This is a genomic window from uncultured Erythrobacter sp., assembly GCF_947499705.1.
GTDB lineage: Bacteria > Pseudomonadota > Alphaproteobacteria > Sphingomonadales > Sphingomonadaceae > Erythrobacter.
The window spans coordinates 105345-123922 of the sequence record NZ_CANMPJ010000002.1 but is presented as its reverse complement, the minus strand read 5'-3'; the positions used below and the strand labels follow the sequence as shown (position 1 = coordinate 123922).

General features: G+C 58.7%; 14 protein-coding genes. 4 read left to right on the top strand and 10 right to left on the bottom strand.

Translation table 11 applies throughout. From position 1 onward, the window contains the following. Positions 1 to 32 precede the first annotated feature (32 nt). The 5 genes from Q0837_RS13385 to rplJ form a co-directional block, all read right to left on the bottom strand. The gene (locus tag Q0837_RS13385) at positions 33 to 1337 is read right to left on the bottom strand and encodes a hypothetical protein (RefSeq protein WP_298470177.1); all 1305 of its coding nucleotides are present in this window, start codon (positions 1335 to 1337) and stop codon (positions 33 to 35) included. A 207-nt stretch (positions 1338 to 1544) separates the two neighbouring features. Further along, positions 1545 to 2453, bottom strand: a complete 909-nt coding sequence (locus Q0837_RS13380; protein WP_298470176.1) for a CsgG/HfaB family protein — start codon at positions 2451 to 2453, stop codon at positions 1545 to 1547. A 59-nt stretch (positions 2454 to 2512) separates the two neighbouring features. Beyond that, positions 2513 to 2932, bottom strand: a complete 420-nt coding sequence (locus Q0837_RS13375) for a curli assembly protein CsgF (RefSeq protein ID WP_298470175.1) — start codon at positions 2930 to 2932, stop codon at positions 2513 to 2515. Positions 2933 to 3435: 503 nt separating this feature from the next. After that, on the bottom strand, positions 3436 to 3810 hold the full coding sequence (rplL, locus tag Q0837_RS13370; protein WP_298470174.1) for a 50S ribosomal protein L7/L12: 375 nt from the start codon (positions 3808 to 3810) through the stop codon (positions 3436 to 3438). 94 nt (positions 3811 to 3904) lie between these two features. Next, on the bottom strand, positions 3905 to 4420 hold the full coding sequence (rplJ, locus tag Q0837_RS13365) for a 50S ribosomal protein L10 (protein WP_298470172.1): 516 nt from the start codon (positions 4418 to 4420) through the stop codon (positions 3905 to 3907). Between the two features lie 388 nt (positions 4421 to 4808). Between rplJ and Q0837_RS13360 the strand changes: the two genes are divergently transcribed. Beyond that, complete coding sequence (locus tag Q0837_RS13360) at positions 4809 to 5633, top strand: helix-turn-helix transcriptional regulator (protein ID WP_298470170.1); 825 nt, start codon at positions 4809 to 4811, stop codon at positions 5631 to 5633. Positions 5634 to 5681: 48 nt separating this feature from the next. Continuing rightward, positions 5682 to 6824: a hypothetical protein gene (locus Q0837_RS13355; RefSeq protein ID WP_298470169.1), complete on the top strand. Its 1143-nt coding sequence runs from the start codon at positions 5682 to 5684 to the stop codon at positions 6822 to 6824. A 70-nt stretch (positions 6825 to 6894) separates the two neighbouring features. Here the strand turns inward: Q0837_RS13355 and Q0837_RS13350 are convergent, their stop codons facing one another. The 5 genes from Q0837_RS13350 to Q0837_RS13330 all read right to left on the bottom strand — a co-directional run bounded on the left by Q0837_RS13350 (position 6895) and on the right by Q0837_RS13330 (position 9659). Then, positions 6895 to 7122 (bottom strand): helix-turn-helix transcriptional regulator, encoded by a 228-nt coding sequence (locus Q0837_RS13350; RefSeq protein WP_298470167.1) that lies wholly within the window; start codon positions 7120 to 7122, stop codon positions 6895 to 6897. Beyond that, positions 7122 to 7673 (bottom strand): DUF2975 domain-containing protein, encoded by a 552-nt coding sequence (locus tag Q0837_RS13345; protein ID WP_298470166.1) that lies wholly within the window; start codon positions 7671 to 7673, stop codon positions 7122 to 7124. Before Q0837_RS13345 ends, Q0837_RS13350 begins: the two co-directional genes overlap by 1 nt. A 19-nt stretch (positions 7674 to 7692) precedes the next feature. Then, positions 7693 to 7824 (bottom strand): hypothetical protein, encoded by a 132-nt coding sequence (locus tag Q0837_RS13340; RefSeq protein ID WP_298470165.1) that lies wholly within the window; start codon positions 7822 to 7824, stop codon positions 7693 to 7695. A gap of 116 nt (positions 7825 to 7940) precedes the next feature. Then, positions 7941 to 8984 (bottom strand): 50S ribosomal protein L11 methyltransferase, encoded by a 1044-nt coding sequence (locus Q0837_RS13335; RefSeq protein WP_298470164.1) that lies wholly within the window; start codon positions 8982 to 8984, stop codon positions 7941 to 7943. A 51-nt stretch (positions 8985 to 9035) separates the two neighbouring features. Then, a complete protein-coding gene (locus Q0837_RS13330; protein WP_298470163.1) occupies positions 9036 to 9659 on the bottom strand; it encodes a LuxR C-terminal-related transcriptional regulator in 624 nt (207 codons plus the stop codon). A 334-nt stretch (positions 9660 to 9993) separates the two neighbouring features. On the opposite strand from Q0837_RS13330, the gene rpoB reads away from it, so the two are divergent. Together rpoB and rpoC are read left to right on the top strand one after the other, a co-directional pair. Beyond that, complete coding sequence (rpoB, locus tag Q0837_RS13325) at positions 9994 to 14190, top strand: DNA-directed RNA polymerase subunit beta (protein ID WP_298470162.1); 4197 nt, start codon at positions 9994 to 9996, stop codon at positions 14188 to 14190. A 65-nt stretch (positions 14191 to 14255) separates the two neighbouring features. After that, positions 14256 to 18536 carry a DNA-directed RNA polymerase subunit beta' gene (rpoC, locus tag Q0837_RS13320; protein WP_298470161.1) on the top strand — a complete coding sequence of 1427 codons (4281 nt, stop codon included), beginning with the start codon at positions 14256 to 14258 and terminating at the stop codon, positions 18534 to 18536. Positions 18537 to 18578: the final 42 nt, after the last annotated feature.

Here is an 18578-nt window from a genome sequence, read left to right as displayed (position 1 = left end):
GGGCACCATCAAGCGCTCGCCGACGTGCTGGATCAGTTGCCTTGAGTGACGGTCGAGGTGTTGCCGGTGCCGGTCTGAGTGACCGTCGACATGTCGAACGAACCCGTCTGAGTGACCGTCGCCGTGTGGCTATCGCCGGTTTGATCCACGAGGCTGTCGCCATTCGACCCGCTCTGGGTGACGTCGGCGGTGTTTTCGTGACCGTCCTGGCTGATTTCTGAGAAGTTCATCGAACCGCTCTGATTGACCATTGCCAGATTGTTGGAGATCGGCGGAGCGCCCAAAGTGTTGGTCTGGGTGATGACACTCTCGTTCATCGTGCCACCTTGTGTGACTTCGGCAGTCATCTGGCGGCCGGGACCAACAGGCGGCGGCGATGCAGTCTGTGTAATCGTGCTGGTGTTGAACGTGCCCGACTGATCGACATCCGCAACCGAATTGTTCGCGCGGCCGGTCTGGAAGACCGAGCTGGTCAGGTTGTTACCGATTTGATCGACGGTCACGAGTCCGAAATTGGCGGACTGAGTGACAGTGCTCTCATTGTCGTCGCCAATCTGATTCACGCCAACGCTGACCAATCCGACGGGGTCGCCAATGTCGTTGTCGAAACCGGGCTGGTTGATGGTCGACATGTTGTCGTTGCCGGTCTGATTGACGCTGGCGAAGTTTTCCGACCCGCGCTGATCGACGTCGGACGTGTTGCCGGTGCCGGTCTGGACTACAAACAGCTCCTGGCTGGTCGTGGTATTGGCGGCGTTGTTGCGGCCCTGGCTTGATGTCGAAGTGTTGCCGGTCCCGTCCTGCGAAACGTCTGCACTCGCTCCGTCATTGATCTGGGCAAGATCGATCGTGTTGTTCCGGCCAGACTGGCTGGTTGTTGCAGCGTTGCTGTTTCCGGTCGCGAGTGCCGCTGCACCCTGATCGATGGTGGTGGTGTTGCCATCGCCGCTTTGCGATGCGTCTGCCACGTTGGCTTCGAGCGCCGATGTGCCGTCACCGTTCTGGTTGATGGTCACTGCGTTGGTCGAACCAGCGGCGTTGTCGTTATCCTGATCGACGGTCGCGGTGTTGTAGTCACCGGTCTGATTGATATCGGATGTGTTGGCTGGAACCGAGAAGCTTTCCGATCCCGGAGGGTTCGTATCCTGGTCGACAGTGGCGGTGTTGTTGTCGCCATCCTGGTTGACGTCGGACAGGTTTTCGTTGCCGTCCTGTTCAACGGTTGCAGCGTTGTCATCGCCGTCCTGGAAGATCACGGAGTCCTGAGATTGCGCCAGCGCTGGACCGGCAGTTGCCAGTGCGGCAGCGGACGCTGTCAGGAAAAGAAGCTTTTTCATCTTGTATCACCCTCTGTTTAAGGCGATAATCAAGAGTCACCACGGCGCGTGAAGACGCCGGGTGTTTCAAGGTTATCGCAGCCTATACCTGCACGCATCGGAGTTGCAGCTCCTTTGCGTGCTTACTTTTTTGCGTCCCTGTTCAGCGCTTTACGCGCCTTCTGGTCTGTTGCGCCGACGAGCTACTTTGGCCCGCCAGTCGTTTTCTTAAGACCCGTCACCATCGTCGTCTTGATCGTCGACAATGGTTAAAGCTGTCAGCGAACCGGCCTTTTGGACCGCTCGCTGAACATCGCGCGCTTCGTAGATTCCATCACGTTCCGCGCGATATGTGGACAGGAGCGGTTGAGCCGCTGCCATGTCTTCGAACCGCCAGAGATCGAGTTCGACCCCTTCGAGTACGAGGCCGTAGACGGCCTTCTCGATTGCCTGTTGCAGCGCGACCTGATCGGGCTCGTTGGAGGTGATCCCCCATTCCGCCTCGAGCAGTTCACGGAAAGCCACAAAGCGATAGGCACTGGCACCGATTGCCTGACTGGCAATGGTCTTGGATGCGCTGACATTCGTCAGGACCTCTCCGGTCCGGACCGAAACAGCGCGCAAATAGACTGTCACGGTGTCTTGGCGATATTCGGTGCGGGCACCGATGCCGAGGAATGCCGCACCCGCACCGCCGGTGACGGTGTTGGTGTCATAGCCGACGATCCCGCCTTCTAGCAGAACGCCTGCGAACAGCAGGGCTGGAAGGGCATTCGGATCGACCTGCTCTTCACCGAGGTAGCGGCGGCGCATTTCACCGATGATCTGGCGCTCTTTCAGCAGATTATCGAGCCGCTCGCGTTCGACGACGGTGAACCAGTCGCGATTGCCGGCATCCTGCAGCGCTTTGACCAGGATCGAGCCTGCGCCCTGCGTAACCGCACGCGAGAGTGTTTGTCCGGCCTCGGTCGGTTTGAACTGGCCGGTCTGATCGGTGAAACCGTAGACCGCGATCGCCACCTGCCGCTGCGGTGGTGGCAGCTGGTTAAGCAGGTTCTGGGTCTGCGTTTTCTTAGGGAAATAGGCGAGGCTGGTATCCTCGGGCAACAGGTCGCGGCCGCTTTGGCCGACCGACATACAGCCGGTGAGCGCCAGGGCAGCAACGGGTGCCAAAATTCGCATTAGAATTGTTTTCATCAGTTCACATCGACGAAGAGCGGCACCACGATACGGGTCTCTTCGCCCGTTTCGTCGTTGCGGATGATCAAGGTCACCTCATCCAGAGAGCGAAAAAACTCGATTGTCTGTCCGCCAAAGCTGATGACGCCCTGTTCCTGCGGATTATCGCCGAAGATCGCATCCACGACTTGCGAGGACAGCGCCGAAAGCAGGCGCGACTGCAATTGCCGCGCAAAGATGTCAGCTTCGGTGCCGGTGCTCTCTGCACGCGGATCGCGCGTGTCGTTCTGCGCGTTAGCAGTACCGAGAATGTGATTTGAATTGAACGGGTTACCGCCAAAAGTCGGGCTGATCGGTCGATGGACCAGATCCTGTGCAGCCACCGGCGCAGCTGACACCATAAGTGCAGCGCAAACGGCCACTCGAAACGCAGACATTATTCCCCCCCTCATCCAAAATCGCGGATTAGGTTCTTTTGCCCTGAATTGTCTGACGCAATTCTTCTGTGATGAGCGACTCGGTAAACAAAACGTTACGCAATTATGCCCAAGAGTCTAGCAACATCTGAATCTTTCAGGGGGCGTTGTCCTGAACTTAGACATTGAAAAATCGCCGGGTTAATCAATCAAATCGGCGCGATGATGATACAAAATCACGCGCTCCGAGTGACGCTGCGCTGGCCTGAAAAGGCAAGGCCTTGGCTGCTAATCAGACTAACCTGACTTCTTCAGTCGAACCAATTCCGACGGCGATGGGTGTGATCAACTTTCCAGGCAGGAATGAAGGTTAGTGCCATAACGCAGAATGAAAGGCCGATTGGCCAAAGACTGCTTTCGCGCAGCCGCCCTAGCGTGTCGGCCAAATGAAAAGGGCGGCACCATTGCTGGTACCGCCCCCATCTGCAGGCGCTTCAAGACACCTGCAAAACTTCGGTTCAAGATTACTTGAGCTCGACGGTGCCGCCAGCTGCTTCGATCTTGCCCTTGATTTCTTCGGCTTCCGCCTTGTTGACGCCTTCCTTGAGAGGCTTTGGTGCGCCTTCGACGAGACCCTTGGCTTCGGTGAGGCCCAGACCGGTGATGGCACGGACTTCCTTGATGACCTGGATCTTCTTGCCGCCGTCGCCGGTAAGAATGACGTCGAATTCGTCCTTCTCTTCAGCAGCCGGTGCGTCGCCGCCACCAGCAGGGCCAGCAACTGCAACAGCAGCAGCGGCGCTAACGCCCCACTCTTCTTCAAGAGCGGTTGCAAGTTCAGCCGCCTCGAGGACGGTCAGCTTCGAAAGTTCTTCAACAAGCTTGGCAATATCAGCCATGATGTTCACTCCAATTTATACGGGGCGGCCTGACTAGGTCACACCCCAGATATGTTTCGTCTCTCGCGAGACCGTCTCTTAAGCAGCGTGCGCTTTATGCCGCGTCTTGGGCGGCATATGCGCCGAACACACGGGCCAACTTGTTGGCGGGCGCGTTGACGACCTGAGCAACCTTGGTTGCCGGGGCGTTGACGAGGCCAACGAGTTTGCCGCGTAGCTCATCGAGGCTCGGCATCGAGGCAAGCGCCCTGACACCAGCTTCGTCGAGCACCTGCGTGCCCATCGATCCACCGACGATTTCGAGCTTGTCGTTCGACTTTGCGAACTCGACAGCGGCTTTGGCAGCCGCGACCGGGTCTTCAGACCAGGCCAACGCGGTCGGGCCGGAGAGAAACTCTTCGATCCCGGTGTAATCGGTGTCTTTCAGGGCGAGCTTGGCGAGACGGTTCTTCGCAACCTTGTAGGAAGCACCAGCTTCACGCATCTTTCCGCGCAGTTCGGTGGACTGATCCACCGTCAGGCCGAGGTTGCGGGTCACGACGACCACGCCAACATCGTTGAAAGCTGCATTGAGCTGGGCAACCGCGTCGGCTTTTTGCGAACGATCCATGCCTTACTCCTTCACTATGGCCGCACGGGAACATCCCGAACGACCGGCTCAAATCACCACGCCGCTCATGCGACATGGCTTTCAGGTTCGCCGGATGCGCTCATCGCGATCCGACATGTCCATTGATGGGGAAGGAGGATGCCGCGAAGACACCGGGTGGGTCGCAAAAGGAGCGAACCCAAAATCTCTTTTCCCCGTCTAGGCTGGAAATTAAGAAGGCCCGATTGCCTTCACCAACTGTCTCGGACGGATGACCTCAAACGAGGTCGGGGCGGGCAATTAGCCGTCTTTGCGCTCAAGTCAAGAAAAATGCCCTCGGTCGATGAGGTGAGATCGCTCGCCGAGCTGCTCTTTCGCCACTGCCGCGATCGTGAGAGGGAACTGGTCAGTGATTGACCCTGCAAACATTGAGCATGAGCCGATCCAATCAAGCGGATCGTACAAGGCCTGGGCGCTGGGCGACGGCAAGCCAGCTGTCGTCGATCTCGCTTGGCGTAGCAAATCGGACCACGCCCGCCCCGAGACACATCATCTGCTCCCGTTCACGGAACCGTCGATCGCGTTGCGGCGGCGCTTTGCTCGATCCGGAGCAACGCTCGACTGGGACTTCGTGATCTTTCGCGCGCGGCCTGATGGCGGCATCTACGATCCGGAACCTGGAGAGGAGCTGTTCGCGCTTCGGCTTGCACCAGAAGCGATGGAATCAGGGCTGCGAATGAAGGCGACAGAGCATCTGGAGGCCGACAGCGAAGTCCCGCAACCATTGCTCACGGCGCTCGATGATGTGGCCCGTCATGCAGATCAACAACGCTTCGAGATGGCGTGGCGCGTTATGCTGGCGACGATCTGCGGACATGCGGATGGGCTTGAGGTCGATCGGATCAGTGCTGCGGCAGGATTGGCGCGCCGTTCCGAAGGGGTACTCGCGCCGACGCAGCTCGCCCAGCACGCTGGAATAAGCGCGCGCCATATGCGGCGCGGCTTTGTCGACAGATTTGGGCTCTCGCCGCGCGGTGTCCTGCGCCGCCAGCGTCTCACGTCCGCAATGCTGGCTGCCGAGAAGCGAGAGCAGCCCAACTGGGCAGACCTGGCCGCCGAGCACAATTTTTCCGATCAGCCGCACATGATCCGCGAAGCGCGCGCGCTAACCGGGCAGAGCCCCGGCGAATGGCATCGGCAAAGGCGCGGCATGGCCGTTTCATTCAATACCTGAGCCGCTCACTCTGCTCTGACTTCCGCTGGCAATGTCGCGGAGGAATGGATGCGAATACTGATTTCAAGAATAGTTGGCGCCGCGCTGGCGTTATGCGTTGCCGGGCTGGCTCAAGCGCAGGACGAAACCCCCGCGGCCCTCGTGTTCGACAGCTATCAGGTCAGGCCTATCGGTCCGCCTGATCGTGTCGAAGTCGCCGACGTCGATGGACGGCAGGAACTGATCGTCTCACGCGGAGCCGCAATGCTGGAGGGAGTCGAGTTCACAGAGGGTGTGATCGAGTTCGATGTCGCTTTCGAGGACAAGCGCGGTTTCGGAGGTCTGATGTGGCATACCTCGGATGACGGGGATGCGGAGTACTTCTATATCCGCCAGCACAAATCTGGCCTTCCCGATGCGGGCCAATACACGCCGATGCGCGGGGGTCTGACATCCTGGCAAATCTTCTCGGACAGCAATGCGATCGCGCCGTTCGCATACACATATGATGGCTGGAACCGGATCAAGTTCGTCATCGCGAACGACAAAGCTGATATCTATCTCAACGGCAGTGTTGAGCCGATCCTGCACATACCTGATCTTGCGACAGATCGCGGAACTGGAGGGGTTGGTTTCCGGACCAGCGGGCCCAATGGCCGGATTCGGATTTCCGATCTGACAATTCGTTCCCTGCAATCCGGCGAAGGGATCGTGGGAACGCCAAAGGAAGTGTCGCCGCCTCCCGCCGGATTAGTTACAAGCTGGCGGGTCTCGCAGAGTTTCGCGGAAAGTAGCGTTGAAGGCGCTTTGACCTTGCCGCCACCTTTGGCCCAGCTGGGAACGGTCACGACCCTTGCGGCCGAGCCAAGCGGTATCGTTGACCTTGGGAGGGTGGCTCAGCCGGAAGATGGTGCCGACACGGTTCTGGTTTCGGCCCGTATTGACGCCGACACGGCCAGGTCAGTCCGGCTTCGCTTCGGCTATTCGGATCGCGTGCGGCTGTTCCTGAACGGCGAGTTGGTGTTCGATGGAGCGGCCGGCTTTCGCAGCCGCGACTTCTTCTTCCTCGGGATCATCGGCTTCAACGATGTGGTGGTGCTCGATTTGCAGGAAGGCGAAAATGTGCTGACCGCAGCTGTGTCGGAAACCTTCGGTGGTTGGGGCTTCGCCGGAGCCATAGAAAACGGCGATGGACTGACGATCCAGCCCTGAGATTGTCGCGCAAGTCGAAAGGGGCCACCTCCTGACGAAGGTGGCCCCTCACGTGTTAGATCGCCGTGCCTTATTGCGCCTGAAATTCCAGCAAATCGCCCGGCTGGCATTCCAACTCGCGGCAGATCGCTGCGAGGGTTGAGAACCGGATTGCCTTGGCCTTGCCGGTTTTCAGGATCGAGAGGTTGGCGAGGGTCAGGCCCACTCGTTCAGCCAGCTCGGTTAGGGTCATGCGGCGTTCGTGCAGCAGGTCGTCTAGCTTGACCATGATCATTGCTCCTTCGTCATCGGCTGGCATCACACGGTCCCTTCGAGATCTTCGCGCATCGCAGCGCCATGTTTGAACACGCGGGCGAGGATGAAGAGAACGACAACCATCAGGATGCCGGTAAGATCGAAGCCATCTCCGATGGTAAATTCGATGTCTTCAATGTCGCCTGCCCAGTCTGCGAGGACCAAAGCGAGTGCCGCAAGCGGGATCGAAAGCACCTGCACTGCCAGGAGCAGCCACGCCATAAGATTCAGCCGTTCGGCGTTCTCCGGAACGAATGGCTCGCCTTCTCCGACAGTCGAGATAATTGCCCGCAGCTTGCCGAAGAAGATGAAGATAAGAGCGACGAGCACTAGCGCGATCAACATGATGCCGGCTGTTGTCATCGCCGGGAAGACGCCGATCGCATCGCCATGTTCGGCGCGCATTTCAGCGGTAATGTCGTTCTGGAAGAACAGGATCACAGGGATCGCGACCGCGAGTGCGACTGAGCCGATAGCCATGATAGCCTGCATGAGAACCGCGAGCACTTTCCCCGCGAGCAATAACAGGTCGTTGGGTTTGTCTTGCATTGTCATATGTCTCTCCTCTGGCCGATCAGGCGACAACGGAAATGGGTGTGGCGGAAAGCGCATGCGCTGGCGGAACCGCCACGACCGATCCGATCGACGTGATGGTGAGAAGGATCGCTGCGCAGGCGGCGAGAGATTGGGTGATTGAGGTTTGCATATCGAACTCCTTGATGTGCCATATTGAATATCAATAAGGACCATCTACGATCGATTCGATTTATTGTCAATCAATAATATTGAAAAACAATATGGAACTAATTGTTTTTCGCTATGTCAGCGATCGACTGCCTCGCACCAGATCACCGGCGAGGCGTTCGAATACCAACCTCCCACGCGGACTGGTTCATCATTCTCGGGCAGGTCCGATGGGGCGGGGATCAGATTGATCTGCCAGTGAAGGCTGGCATCGCCACCGGGTCGGTTTTCGTAAGTGATGTCGGGAGCAAATTGCAGCCTGATCCACTGCGCCAGGCCGCAAGCACCTTTTCCGGAATTCTCGAGAACGAGTGCGTTCTGATCTGTCTTAGGCAATGGCGTTTTCGAATTGAACTCGAACGCAAACAGCTCCGCTGGCTCGCTGCGCAGAACCAGTTCCTTGTTCGCTGCGCCAGTATGCTGTGATCCGTTCATATGGCGGCGAAAGGGGGAGATATCGAACCCCTCGACAGCGTTGGGGTGGGCGGGTTCCTCAGGGAAGTCCGCAAGTGCGACCATGATGCTGGCCCGCTCGGGTATGAATAGCGCGCCGGGACGGCACAGCTTGCTGCGCGCGTGATCGAGTGACGACAACACGCCTTCGCTCAGCAGGCTGTCAGAGAATATCTCCGACACGACGAGATCGACGCCGCCGGCAAGGTCGCGCTCCGCATCGAGCTTGGCCGAATGTTTCGCATATACGGTTATGTTGTCGGCCAGGCCGTTTGCTTCGATCACCGCCTGCGCACTGGCGGCAAGCACCGGATTGGCTTCGCAGGCATAGACATGTTGCGCTCCTGCGCGCGCCGCCATCATCGCCAGAAGTCCCGAGCCGGTTCCGATATCCAGCACCACACGATCTTTGGCAGAGCGCTCGATTGCCTGTTGGTATGCGCGATTGCGAATGGAATCGCGCAGCATGAAGCCATGAAATTCTGGCACGTTGTTGAGCATGATGATCGACGCAATGCCTGCCCATGGCTGCACATTGCCGTGATGCGCCAGCACCCGGTCCACCAATGCAACGGCTAGCTGCGCCTTGTCGCTCCGCAGAATTTGCAGGCCCATCTCAAGAAAGTCGGATGGGTTCTCGAGTGGCTTGAGCGCGTGCGGGTTGGTCATCTCATGCTGAATTGTCTCGTCGCTTGGGCGACGCAAGCAAAAAACAACCAGCTAGGCGGACGCGGCTTTACCCATCAGACCCAGTGGCCGGCCATCATTGTCCTCAATAAAGGCCATCCACTCTTCTGTTCCATCTTCGTGCGTGTGAATTAGGTGGGGAGCAGACAAGACCTTCGCCCCGGCATTCTCCAAGCGCTGGTATTCGGCATGAATGTTCTCGGTGTTGAAGTAGATGATCGACTCAGTCCCCACTTCGCCTTCGGAGAGCATCAATCGGACACCACTACAGGCGAAGAACGCCATGTTCCCCGCATCCATAAGTGGTTCGAGGCCCAGAACGCCGCGATACCATTTGCGGGCTTCATCGATGTTGCTCACCGTACGGGCGATCTGACCGATCGATTGCAACCCGTTTGCACCGTCCATCTGCTGAACCTTTCTCATAGGGCTTTCGCCTGCGATGCCTGACCAGCGCCGAAGTTCGACGCGCGATTGCAACCCGAGCTTCGCCAGAATGTTCGACACATGATATTTAACCGCGTCAGGGGTGACATGCAGCCGCTTGGCGATATCCGGATTTGTAAGCCCGTGACGCACTCCGTCAGCAACGCGCCACTCGGACGGGGTTAGGATATCGGGATGTTGAGGCCGTCCGCGCGGCTTTCCGGTCTTCATCTCCATGCCCTAGCAAAGTTGCAGCCTATTTTCCCTACCCGGCCCTTTGCCTTGTGATCGCAATTGACACCCGGCGAAGCCATTCCTACATGGCGCTCACACGTCAGCTTCGAGACAGACCGATTCATGCGCGGGGATCGGTTCCAGAATAGAAGCGGCGCTTTGCCATATTCGCGACGAATTGATCAGCTGCATCCCGGCAGCCCGAAAGGGTTGCGCCGAGGCGTGCGGCTCTTTTGCGTCGAATATGGCTCAGGTCTCGCGTGACTTGAGTTTCACATCCAGCGAGCGGGGCTTCCCTCCGTGAGCACAGCAAAAGAGGCATATCTCCTCCATGGCAACCAAGGCGAAGGCTCCAAAGGCCGTCCGCAGCCGTAAGGCACAGGGCACCGCGAAGAAGCGCATCCGCAAGATTTTCGGCGACATCCACGAAGTCGTCGACATGCCGAACCTGATTGAGGTTCAGCGCGAGAGCTACGAACAGTTCCTCCGTTCGAACAAGGAGATCGACTACGTCTCCGGCCTCGAAAAGACGCTGCGCAGTGTGTTCCCGATCCGCGATTTCGCCGGCACTGCCGAGCTTGATTTCGTTCACTACGAACTCGAAGAGCCGAAATACGACACCACCGAGTGTCGCCAGCGCGGCATCACCTATGCCGCCCCGATGAAGGTTACCCTTCGTCTGATCGTGTTCGAAGTCGATCAGGAAACCGAAACCCGCAGCGTGCTCGATATCAAGGAGCAGGACGTTTACATGGGCGATATGCCGCTCATGACGGAGAACGGCACCTTCATCATCAACGGCACCGAGCGTGTGATCGTCTCGCAGATGCACCGCTCGCCGGGCGTTCTGTTCGATCACGATCGCGGCAAGACCCACTCGTCTGGCAAGCTGCTGTTTGCTGCGCGGGTCATTCCATATCGCGGTTCGTGGCTCGATTTTGAATTCGACGCCAAGGACATCGTCAACGTCCGGATTGACCGTAAGCGTAAGCTGCCGGTCACCGCGCTGCTTTATGCGCTGGGCCAGGACAGCGAAGAAATCCTGCACTTCTTCTACGACACTGTCGTGTGGGAACGCGCCAAGGATGGTTGGAAGATCCCGTTTGTCGCCGAAGCATGGCGCGGACAGAAGCCGTCATTCGCCCTTGTCGATGCCAAAACCGGCGAAGAAGTCTTCGCGGCCAACCAGAAGATCAGCCCGCGCGCTGCTAACAAGGCGGCCAAGGATGGTCTCACCGAATTGCTCCTTCCAACCGAGGAAGTCGTCAGCCGCTATGCTGCACGCGACCTGATCGATGAGAGCACCGGCCGCATCTATGTTGAAGCTGGCGATGAGCTGACGCTCGAGCATGTCGAAACCTTCGACAATGCCGGGATCGACAGTCTTGAGCTGCTCGACATCGACGAAATCAACACCGGCCCCTGGATCCGCAACACGCTGAAGGTCGACAAGGCTGAGAACCGCGATGAGGGTCTCGAGGCGATCTACAAGGTCATGCGCCCGGGCGAACCGCCTACCAAGGAAACTGCGGAAGCACTGTTCGAAGGCCTGTTCTTCGATGGCGAGCGTTATGACCTTTCTGCCGTTGGCCGTGTGAAGCTCAACATGCGTCTCGGCCTTGATGCCGAAGACACCGTGACCACCCTGCGCAAGGAAGACATTCTTGCCGTGGTCAAGGAACTCGTCGGCCTGAAAGACGGCAAGGGCGACGTTGACGACATCGACAACCTCGGCAACCGCCGGGTGCGTTCGGTCGGTGAATTGCTTGAAAACCAGTACCGTGTCGGCCTGCTGCGCATGGAACGCGCAGTGAAGGAACGCATGAGTTCGGTCGACGTGTCGACTGTCATGCCGAACGACCTGATCAACGCGAAACCGGCTGTAGCTGCGGTGCGCGAATTCTTCGGCTCTTCGCAGCTGTCGCAGTTCATGGACCAGACCAACCCGCTGTCCGAAGTCACTCACAAGCGCCGCGTTTCGGCGCTCGGCCCAGGTGGCTTGACGCGTGAGCGTGCTGGCTTCGAAGTCCGCGACGTTCACCCGACCCACTATGGCCGTATCTGCCCGATTGAAACGCCGGAAGGCCCGAATATCGGTCTGATCAACTCGCTGGCGTCGTTCTCGCGCGTCAACAAGTATGGCTTCATCGAAACGCCGTATCGCACCGTCAAGGACAACCACGTCACTGGCGAAGTGATCTACCTGTCCGCGATGGAAGAGCAGAAGCACACCGTTGCGCAGGCTTCGGCTGAGCTCAACGATGACGGCACTTTCGTCGAAGAACTGATCTCGGCGCGTCAGGCTGGCGACAACCTGATGGCTCCGAATGAGCAGATCACGCTGATGGACGTTTCGCCCAAGCAGCTCGTTTCGGTCGCCGCATCGCTTATTCCGTTCCTGGAAAACGATGACGCCAACCGCGCGCTGATGGGATCGAACATGCAGCGTCAGGCCGTGCCGCTGGTCAAGGCCGAAGCGCCTTGGGTCGGCACCGGCATGGAAGAAACCGTGGCGCGCGATTCCGGCGCTGCGATTGCTGCCAAGCGCGGCGGAATCGTCGATCAGGTCGATGCGACCCGTATCGTGATCCGCGCGCAGGGCGATGTCGAAGCCGGTCAGTCGGGCGTCGACATCTACACGCTGCAGAAATTCCAGCGCTCCAACCAGAACACCTGCATCAACCAGCGTCCGCTGGTGAAAGTGGGCGAAGTGATCGAAGCCGGCGACATCATCGCCGATGGTCCTTCGACCGACATTGGTGAGCTGGCTCTCGGCAAGAACAGCCTCGTCGCGTTCATGCCGTGGAATGGCTACAACTATGAGGATTCGATCCTCATCTCCGAACGTATCGTGAAAGACGACGTCTTCACCTCGATCCATATCGAGGAGTTCGAAGTCATGGCTCGTGATACGAAGCTTGGCCCAGAGGACATCACCCGCGACATTCCGAATGTCGGCGAGGAAGCTCTGCGCAACCTCGATGAGGCGGGCATCGTCTATATCGGTGCGGAAGTGCACCCAGGCGACATTCTGGTCGGCAAGATCACACCGAAGGGCGAAAGCCCGATGACGCCGGAAGAAAAGCTCCTCCGTGCGATCTTCGGTGAGAAGGCTTCGGATGTGCGCGACACCTCGCTGCGTCTGCCGCCGGGTGTTGCTGGGACGATCGTTGAGGTCCGTGTCTTCAACCGTCACGGTATCGAGATCGATGACCGTACCCGTGCGATCCAGAATGAGGAAATCGAGCGTCTGCGCAAGGATAGCGCCGACGAACGCAACATCCTCAACCGTGCGACCTACAACCGTCTTCGCGACATGTTGCTTGGTCAGGTGGCCTCCGCTGCGCCGAAGGGCGTGAAGAAGGGCGCCGAGATCACCGAAGACATCCTGGCCGAAATCGAGCGTCACGAATGGTTCAAGTTTGCGGTTGCCGACGATGGTCGCCAGGCGCAGCTTGAAGCGATCAAGGCACAGTATGACGAAAGCGTCGGCATGATCGACGCCAAGTTCGAGGACCGTAAGGAAAAGCTCGAACGTGGTGACGAACTTGCGCCGGGCGTGCTCAAAATGGTCAAGGTCTTCGTCGCAGTGAAGCGCAAGCTGCAGCCGGGCGACAAGATGGCCGGCCGTCACGGGAACAAGGGTGTGATTTCGCGCATCCTGCCGATCGAGGACATGCCGTTCCTCGAAGATGGGACCCCGGTCGATCTGGTGCTGAACCCACTGGGCGTGCCTTCGCGTATGAATGTCGGGCAGATCTTTGAAACCCACCTCGGTTTCGCGGCTCGCGGCCTCGGCATGGATATCGCCGACAAGCTCGAAGAGTGGAAAGCGGCCAATCCGAACGCTGCCGAAGACTACAAGAACGCCAAACCACCCGAAGCGGTCGTTGAGCGTTTGAAGGACGTCTATGGCGAGCAGTATTTCGAAGATCTCGAAAGCCGTTCGGCAGAGCAGATCGTCGAGCTGGCCGGAAACCTATCGGCTGGCGTCCCGATGGGAACGCCGGTGTTCGATGGTGCGCGTGAGCCAGACGTAACCGACATGCTGGTGAAAGCCGGTATCGACTCGTCCGGTCAGTCGACCCTGTTCGATGGCCGCACCGGCGAAGCGTTCGACCGTAAGGTGACCGTGGGCATCATCTACATGCTCAAACTGCACCACCTGGTCGACGACAAGATCCACGCCCGTTCGATCGGCCCATACTCGCTCGTCACCCAGCAGCCGCTGGGCGGTAAGGCGCAGTTCGGCGGACAGCGCTTCGGTGAGATGGAGGTCTGGGCATTGCAGGCATACGGCGCCGCCTACACCTTGCAGGAAATGCTCACCGTCAAGTCGGACGACGTGGTCGGACGGACCAAGGTCTACGAAGCGATCGTCAAAGGCGACGACACCTTCGAAGCGGGCATTCCGGAGAGCTTCAACGTTCTCGTCAAGGAAATGCGCTCGCTGGGCCTCAATGTCGAACTCAAGTCGATCAGCGACGGCGAGGACGACGACGATCAGTGGCCGGAGGCAGCGGAATAACGGGAGCGAGCTTCGGCTCCTCCCACCTCCGCTCCTAGGAATTCACCCGCAAGGGAATTTGAAAAATGAACGAACTGACCAAATTCACCAACCAGCTGGCCAAGCCGGAAACCTTCGACCAGATCCAGATCGGGATCGCCTCGCCAGAGCGCATCCGTTCGTGGTCGTTCGGCGAGATCAAGAAGCCGGAAACCATCAACTACCGCACGTTCAAGCCTGAGCGTGACGGCCTGTTCTGCGCGCGCATCTTCGGTCCGGTGAAGGACTACGAGTGCCTGTGCGGCAAGTACAAGCGGATGAAGTACAAGGGCGTCGTCTGCGAGAAGTGCGGCGTCGAAGTCACCGTCACCAAGGTGCGCCGTGAACGCATGGGCCATATCGAGCTGGCCGCGCCGGTCGCTCACATCTGGTTCCTCAAGTCGCTGCCTTCGCGCATCGGCCTGCTGCTCGACATTCAGCTCAAACAGCTCGAGCGCATTCTCTACTTCGAAAGCTATGTGGTGATCGAGCCGGGCCTGACCCCGCTTGAGAAGTTCCAGCTGCTGACCGAAGACGAGCTGCTCGAAGCGCAGGACGAATATGGCGAAGACGCGTTCTCGGCCGATATCGGTGCCGAGGCGGTCAAGGTCATGCTGATGGATCTCGACCTTGAGCAAGAACGCGACGATCTGATGGAAGAGCTGGCGACTACCAAGTCGACACTCAAGCCGAAGAAGATCATCAAGCGCCTGAAGGTCGTCGAAAGCTTCATCGATTCCGGCAACCGCCCGGAATGGATGATCCTCGAAGTGATCCCTGTGATCCCGCCTGAACTGCGCCCGCTGGTGCCGCTGGATGGTGGCCGTTTCGCGACCTCGGATCTCAACGATCTCTATCGCCGCGTCATCAACCGCAACAACCGTTTGAAGCGCCTGATCGAACTGCGCGCGCCGGACATCATCGTCCGCAACGAAAAGCGTATGCTTCAGGAAGCCGTTGACGCGCTGTTCGACAATGGTCGCCGTGGCCGGGTCATCACCGGCGCGAACAAGCGTCCGCTGAAGTCGCTGTCCGACATGCTCAAGGGTAAGCAGGGCCGTTTCCGTCAGAACCTTCTGGGTAAGCGCGTCGATTATTCCGGCCGTTCGGTGATCGTGACCGGTCCGGAGCTTAAGCTGCACCAGTGCGGCCTGCCAAAGAAGATGGCACTCGAACTGTTCAAGCCGTTCATCTACGCCCGCCTGGATGCGAAGGGTCTTTCGATGACCCTCAAGCAAGCGAAGAAGTGGGTCGAGAAAGAGCGCAAGGAAGTCTGGGACATCCTCGACGAAGTGATCCGCGAGCACCCGGTTCTGCTGAACCGCGCGCCGACGCTTCACCGTCTTGGCATTCAGGCATTCGAGCCCGTGCTGATCGAAGGTAAGGCGATCCAGCTTCACCCGCTGGTTTGCTCGGCTTTCAACGCCGACTTCGACGGTGACCAAATGGCTGTCCACGTTCCGCTGTCGCTCGAAGCGCAGCTGGAAGCGCGCGTGCTGATGATGTCGACGAACAACATCCTCTCGCCCGCCAACGGCAAGCCGATCATCGTGCCTTCGCAGGATATGGTTCTGGGTCTCTACTACCTCTCCATGGAGCGGCAGGAGAAGACACCGGAATTCCTCGAAAACGAAGACGGCACCAAGGTCGAGAAACTGCCTCGCTTCGCCGATATGGCCGAAGTGCACCAGGCGCTCGAAACAAAGTCTGTCACGCTCCACACCAAGATCCTCGCCCGCGTTCCGCAGGCCGATGAGGATGGCAATGTGGTGATGACACGCTTCGAAACGACGCCGGGGCGGATGCTGATCGGTGAATGTCTGCCAAAGAACCACAAGGTTCCATTTGACATCATCAACCGTCTGCTCACCAAGCGTGAGATCGGCGACGTGATCGACCAGGTTTATCGTCACACCGGTCAGAAGGACACCGTGCTGTTCGCCGACGCCATCATGGTTCTCGGCTTCCGCCACGCGTTCAAGGCCGGGATCAGCTTCGGTAAGGATGACATGATCATCCCAGATGCGAAGATCAAACTGGTCGATGAGACCAAGGATCTGGTTGCTGGCTATGAGCAACAGTATCAGGACGGTCTGATCACGCAGCAAGAGAAGTACAACAAGGTGATCGACGCCTGGAGCCGTTGCGGCGACCAGGTTGCCGACGCCATGATGGACGAGATTAAGGCCAAGCCGATCGACAAGGACGGCAAGGAAGCGCAGATCAACTCGATCTACATGATGAGCCACTCCGGTGCGCGTGGTTCGCCCGCGCAGATGAAGCAGCTCGCCGGTATGCGCGGTCTGATGGCCAAGCCTTCGGGCGAGATCATCGAGACGCCGATTATCTCGAACTTCAAGGAAGGTCTGACCGTTCTTGAATACTTCAACTCAACCCACGGCGCGCGTAAGGGCCTCGCCGACACCGCTCTGAAGACGGCGAACTCGGGTTACCTGACCCGCCGTCTGGTTGACGTGTCGCAAGACTGCACGATCGTAGTCGAGGACTGCAAGACCGAGAACGCGCTGGAAATGCGCGCTATCGTTCAGGGTGGTTCGGTGATTGCTTCGCTTGGCGAGCGTATTCTGGGCCGCACGCTGGCCGAGGACATCGTCAACGCGTCGACCGGTGAAGTCATCGTCAAGGCCGGTACTCTTGTCGACGAGCCGATGGTGAAGGAAATCGAAGCGGCTGAAACCCAGTCTGCCAAGATCCGTTCACCGCTGGTCTGTGAAGCTGACCAGGGCGTTTGCGGCACATGCTATGGCCGTGACCTTGCTCGCGGTACGCCGGTCAATATCGGCGAAGCTGTAGGTGTTATCGCCGCTCAGTCGATCGGTGAGCCGGGCACTCAGCTGACGATGCGGACGTTCCACATCGGCGGCGCGGCTCAGCTCAATGAAACCAGCCATCTCGAGGCGATCTCGGATGGTAAGGTCGAATTGCGCGATATGCCGACCATCACCGACAAGAAGGGCCGGATCCTGTCGCTGGCACGTAACGGTGAAATTGCCGTGATCGATGCCGAGGGCCGCGAACGTGAAATGCACAAAGTGCCTTACGGTACTGTCATCATGTTCAAGGACGGACAGAAGGTGAAGGAAGGTGAGCGGCTCGCAGAATGGGATCCGTTCACCCTGCCGATCATCACCGAACAGTCGGGTGTGGTGAAGTATCAGGACCTTATCGAAGGCACCACGCTCGAAGAGCAGACCGATGACGCGACGGGTATTGCCCAGCGAGTCGTGACCGAAAACCGGGCAACTGGCCGGAAGAAGAAGGAAGAGCTGCGTCCGCGTATGACTCTTCTCGGCGAAGGTCAGACCGAAGAAGGCGAAACCGAAGCGCAGCGTTACATGCTGGCTCCGGGTACGACCCTGTCGGTTGAAGATGGCCAGACGGTTGATGCTGGTGACATTCTTGCGCGTGCTTCGCGCGAGGCTGCCAAGACCCGCGACATCACCGGCGGTCTGCCGCGTGTAGCCGAACTGTTCGAAGCGCGTTTGCCAAAGGACATGTCCGTCATCGCCAAGATTTCGGGCAAGATCGAGTTCGTTCGCGAATACAAGGCGAAGCGCAAGATCGCGATCATTCCCGAGGAAGGTGATGCAGTCGAGTACCTGATCCCCAAGACCAAGGTGATCGACGTGCAGGAAGGCGACTTCGTGAAGAAGGGCGATACGCTCATCTCAGGTTCGCCGAACCCGCACGACATCCTCGAAGTGATGGGGATCGAAGCGCTGGCTGAGTATCTCGTCAACGAGATCCAGGAAGTCTACCGACTGCAGGGCGTGAAGATCAACGACAAGCACATCGAGGTGATCGTTCGCCAGATGCTGCAGAAGGTTGAGATCACCAATGGCGGCGACACAACGCTGCTACCCGGCGAGCAGGTCGATCTGGCCGAGATGCTCGAATACAATGCGAAGCTCGGCAAGGGTAAGCAGCCAGCCGAGGGCACGCCGGTTCTGCTCGGCATCACCAAGGCGTCGCTGCAGACCCGCAGCTTCATCTCGGCAGCCTCGTTCCAGGAAACCACTCGCGTGCTCACGCAGGCGGCGGTCGAAGGGAAGCAGGACACGCTGATCGGTCTCAAGGAGAACGTGATCGTGGGCCGTCTGATCCCGGCAGGTACGGGTGCAGGCATGAACCGCATGCGCGTCACCGCGTCGAGCCGTGATGCCGCGCTCAAGGCCGCTTGGAAGAAGCAGCAAGAAAAGCTGGCAGTTGCGAATGCTGTCGAGCCAGAGCCTGCAGCCGATCCGGTTTCGAGCGAAGAAGCGATGAAAGCTGCAATGGGCGGCGGCGAGGCCCCGGCAGCGGAGTAAGCCTCACCGCGTCATCCGACGCTGAATGAAAAGACCCCCGCT

Excerpts from the sequence above, each read along its gene's own strand:
- Q0837_RS13385 (WP_298470177.1), bottom strand. The coding sequence starts at position 1,337 with ATGAAAAAGCTTCTTTTCCTGACAGCGTCCGCTGCCGCACTGGCAACT.
- Q0837_RS13380 (WP_298470176.1), bottom strand. The coding sequence starts at position 2,453 with ATGTCGGTCGGCCAAAGCGGCCGCGACCTGTTGCCCGAGGATACCAGC.
- Q0837_RS13375 (WP_298470175.1), bottom strand. The coding sequence starts at position 2,932 with ATGTCTGCGTTTCGAGTGGCCGTTTGCGCTGCACTTATGGTGTCAGCT.
- rplL (WP_298470174.1), bottom strand. The coding sequence starts at position 3,810 with ATGGCTGATATTGCCAAGCTTGTTGAAGAACTTTCGAAGCTGACCGTC.
- rplJ (WP_298470172.1), bottom strand. The coding sequence starts at position 4,420 with ATGGATCGTTCGCAAAAAGCCGACGCGGTTGCCCAGCTCAATGCAGCT.
- Q0837_RS13355 (WP_298470169.1), top strand. The coding sequence starts at position 5,682 with ATGCGAATACTGATTTCAAGAATAGTTGGCGCCGCGCTGGCGTTATGC.
- Q0837_RS13350 (WP_298470167.1), bottom strand. The coding sequence starts at position 7,122 with ATGCCAGCCGATGACGAAGGAGCAATGATCATGGTCAAGCTAGACGAC.
- Q0837_RS13345 (WP_298470166.1), bottom strand. The coding sequence starts at position 7,673 with ATGACAATGCAAGACAAACCCAACGACCTGTTATTGCTCGCGGGGAAA.
- Q0837_RS13340 (WP_298470165.1), bottom strand. The coding sequence starts at position 7,824 with ATGCAAACCTCAATCACCCAATCTCTCGCCGCCTGCGCAGCGATCCTT.
- Q0837_RS13335 (WP_298470164.1), bottom strand. The coding sequence starts at position 8,984 with ATGACCAACCCGCACGCGCTCAAGCCACTCGAGAACCCATCCGACTTT.
- Q0837_RS13330 (WP_298470163.1), bottom strand. The coding sequence starts at position 9,659 with ATGAAGACCGGAAAGCCGCGCGGACGGCCTCAACATCCCGATATCCTA.
- rpoB (WP_298470162.1), top strand. The coding sequence starts at position 9,994 with ATGGCAACCAAGGCGAAGGCTCCAAAGGCCGTCCGCAGCCGTAAGGCA.
- rpoC (WP_298470161.1), top strand. The coding sequence starts at position 14,256 with ATGAACGAACTGACCAAATTCACCAACCAGCTGGCCAAGCCGGAAACC.